The 4,027-nt window shown below is 62.6% G+C and carries 3 protein-coding genes; all 3 read left to right on the top strand.

The features are described from left to right. Positions 1 to 13: 13 nt before the first annotated feature. Entirely contained in the window at positions 14 to 1,108 is a 1,095-nt protein-coding gene (gcvT, locus tag ACR0L1_RS23660; protein ID WP_170791787.1) for a glycine cleavage system aminomethyltransferase GcvT, read from the top strand. An 18-nt stretch (positions 1,109 to 1,126) separates the two neighbouring features. Continuing rightward, positions 1,127 to 1,492, top strand: a complete 366-nt coding sequence (gene gcvH, locus ACR0L1_RS23665; RefSeq protein WP_170775892.1) for a glycine cleavage system protein GcvH — start codon at positions 1,127 to 1,129, stop codon at positions 1,490 to 1,492. A gap of 115 nt (positions 1,493 to 1,607) precedes the next feature. Next, the coding region (gene gcvP / locus ACR0L1_RS23670; protein WP_480861119.1) for an aminomethyl-transferring glycine dehydrogenase at positions 1,608 to 4,027 on the top strand (2,420 nt) is incomplete at its 3' end.

Here is a 4,027-nt window from a genome sequence, read left to right on the forward strand (position 1 = left end):
AAAGGTTATAGATATGACATTACCGCGGCGCACGCCTTTGTATGACTTGCATGTTGAGTTGGGCGGGAAGATGGTTGATTTTGCTGGGTGGGAGATGCCTGTTCAGTATTCTTTGGGGATTATGGGTGAGCATTCGCAGTGTCGCGAGAGGGCTGCGGTGTTTGACGTCAGCCATATGGGTCAGGTGATTCTGCGCGGTGAGAATGTGGGGGAGAAGCTGGAAGCTTTGTGCCCGCAGGCTTTTGCGACGCTGAAAGAGGGCAAGGCGCGCTACGGTTTTTTTACGAACGAAGACGGCGGGATCATGGATGACCTGATCGTGTCGAATGCGGGGGACCATTACTTTGTGGTAGTGAACGCGGCGCTGCGGCATCAGGACATTCCGCATATGCGCGAACATCTGGACGGCGTCGAAGTGACCGAGATCTTCGACCGTGCGCTGGTTGCGGTGCAGGGACCCAAGGCCGAGGATGTGGTGGGCGATCTCTGCCCTGCGGCGCGGGATCTGAAGTTCATGGAAACCACGGTGGCGGATATCAACGGCGTTGAATGCCGTATCTCACGCCTGGGTTACACCGGTGAGGACGGGTACGAGATCTCGATCCCCGAGGACAAGGCCATAGAAGTGACCCGCGCGTTCCTGGCGCATGAGGATTGTGAAGCCGCCGGTCTGGGCGCGCGCGACAGCCTGCGGCTGGAGGCGGGGCTGTGTCTTTACGGCAATGACATCGACCAGAGCACCTCTCCGATCGAAGCTTCGTTGGCTTGGGCAATCCAGAAGCGCCGCAAGGAGGAGGGCGGCTTTCCCGGCGCTGCGCGTATCCAAAAGGAACTGGCCGACGGGCCTGCACGCAAGCTGGTGGGCATCAAGCCGACAGGTCGAGCGCCTGCACGTCAGGGCGTGGAAATCCAATGCGCCGAGGGCAATAGCATTGGCCAGATCACCTCGGGCGGGTTTGGCCCCACGGTGGGTGGACCGGTGGCGATGGGCTATGTGGCGGCGGGCCATGGCGCGCCGGGCGAGGTGGTCAACCTGATCATCCGGGGCAAGCCGCAACCGGCCGAGGTTGTGGCGCTGCCCTTCGTCACCCAGAATTACAAGCGTTGAAGTCAGGAGAGAAAGACCATGGCAACCTATTATTCCGAAGAACATGAATGGCTGGATGTGGACGGCGACACGGCCACGCTGGGCATCACCAAGCACGCCGCCGAGCAGCTGGGCGATGTGGTCTTCGTGGAACAGCAGGAAGTGGGTGACGAGTTCGAGAAAGACGGCGAGATCGGCGTGATCGAATCCGTCAAGGCGGCCTCGGAACTCTATGCGCCGGTGGATGGCGAGATCACCGAGGTCAACGAAGCACTGGCCGACAATCCCGGCGCGCTGAACGAAGACCCCGAGGGTGAGGCGTGGATCTACAAGATCAAGATCGCGGACGCGTCGCAACTCGAAGATCTGATGGACGAAGCTGGCTACAAGGCCTTCATCGGCTGATCCAGACCGGGGCCCTGTACAGGGCTTCGCCCGTTCGGGCCGAACCGGCTCGTGATGATGTATCGGAGGCCTGCGTGGTCTCCGCCCGACCTGACTTATTCATAGGAGCGCTGCAATGGCTTTCAAACTGACCGACTACGAAGCCTATGACTTTGCCAATCGCCGCCATATCGGGCCCAGCCCGACCGAGATGCGCGACATGCTCAAGGTGATCGGCTTCAAGACGCTGGACGCGCTGATCGACGCCACCGTCCCGCCCGCGATCCGCCAGAAAGAGCCGCTGGACTGGGGTCCGGCGATGACGGAACGCGATGCGCTGTTCCACATGAAAGAGGTGGCGAGCAAGAACAAGGTTCTGACCTCGCTGATCGGTCAGGGCTATTACGGCACCACCACGCCGGCGCCAATCCTGCGCAACATCCTGGAAAACCCGGCCTGGTACACCGCCTATACGCCCTATCAGCCCGAGATCAGCCAGGGCCGGCTTGAGGCGCTGTTGAACTTCCAGACCATGGTCAGCGATCTGACCGGGCTGGACGTGGCCAATGCCTCGCTGCTGGACGAAGCCACCGCCGCGGCTGAGGCCATGGCGATGGCCAAGCGCGGTGGTCGGTCCAAGGCCAACAACGCCGCCTTCTTTGTCGACCGCAACTGCCACCCGCAGACCATCGCTGTGATCAAAACCCGCGCCGAGCCCTTGGGCATCGACGTACAGGTGGGCGATCCCGACCAACTGGAAGCAGGCGCCGTCTTTGGCGCGATCTTCCAATACCCCGGCACCCACGGCCATGTGCGCGACTTCACCGCCGAGATCGCGGCGCTGCATGAGCACAAAGCGATTGCCATCGTCGCCGCCGACATCCTGTCGCTGGCGCTGCTGAAGTCACCGGGTGAGATGGGCGCGGATATCGCCATCGGATCGACCCAGCGCTTTGGCGTGCCGATGGGCTATGGCGGGCCCCATGCCGCCTATATGGCGACCACCGACAAGCTGAAGCGCGCGATGCCGGGCCGGATCATCGGTGTCAGCATCGACAGCCGGGGCAACAAGGCCTACCGCCTGGCGCTGCAGACCCGCGAGCAGCATATCCGCCGCGAAAAAGCCAACTCGAACGTCTGTACCGCGCAGGCGCTGCTGGCGGTGATGGCCTCGATGTACGCGGTCTATCACGGCCCCGACGGCATCAAGGCGATTGCGCAATCGGTGCACCGCAAAACCTCGCGCATGGCCGCCGGTCTGGAAGAGGCGGGCTTCTCGGTCGAACCCGAGGTGTTCTTTGACACCATCACGGTCGAGGTCGGCCACTTGCAGACCACCGTTATGGAGGCCGCCGTTGCCCGTGGCATCAACCTGCGCAAGGTCGGCGAGACGAAAGTGGGCATCAGCCTGGATGAACAGACCCGCGCCGAGACGATTGAGGCGGTTTGGGGCGCCTTCGGCATCGACCGTCAGGATGACAGCTCGAACGTGGCGTACCGCCTGCCGGATTACGCCCTGCGCGAGACGCCCTATCTGACTCACCCGATCTTCCACAAGAACCGGGCCGAGGCCGAGATGACCCGCTATATGCGCCGTCTGGCCGACCGCGACCTGGCGCTGGACCGGGCGATGATCCCGCTGGGCTCCTGCACCATGAAGCTGAACGCCACGATCGAGATGATCCCGGTCACCTGGCCCGAGTTCGGCAATCTGCACCCCTTTGCTCCGGAAGATCAGGCGCAGGGCTATCATGAGATGATTGCCGATCTGAACGACAAGCTGTGCCAGATCACCGGCTATGACGCGATCTCCCAGCAGCCCAACTCGGGCGCGCAGGGCGAGTATGCAGGCCTGCTGACCATCCGCAACTATCACTTCGCCCGCGGCGAAGGGCACCGCAATGTCTGCCTGATCCCAACCTCGGCGCACGGGACCAACCCGGCCTCGGCGCAGATGGTGGGCTGGCAGGTGGTGCCGGTGCAATCGGATGAGAACGGCAATATCGACCTGAATGACTTCCGCGCCAAGGCCGAGAAGCATTCGGATCATCTGGCCGGCTGCATGATCACCTACCCTTCGACCCATGGCGTGTTCGAGACCACCGTGCAGGAGGTCTGCCAGATCACCCATGACCACGGCGGTCAGGTCTATATCGACGGGGCCAACATGAACGCCATGGTCGGCCTGTCGCGTCCCGGAGACATTGGCGGCGATGTCAGCCACCTGAACCTGCACAAGACCTTCTGCATCCCGCATGGCGGTGGTGGCCCCGGCATGGGCCCGATCGGCGTCAAGGCGCATCTGGAAGAGCATCTGCCCGGTCACCCGGAATACGGCACCGCCGTGGGGCCGGTCTCTGCGGCGCCCTTTGGCTCGCCCTCGATCCTGCCGGTCTCATGGGCCTATGTGCTGCTGATGGGTGGTGCGGGTTTGACGCAGGCGACCAAGGTTGCGATCCTGAACGCCAACTATATCGCAGCGCGTCTGCAGGATGCCTATCCGATCCTCTACACCTCCGAATCCGGTCGTGTGGCGCATGAATGCATCCTCGACAC

This window comes from Ruegeria sp. J8 (genome assembly GCF_056531925.1).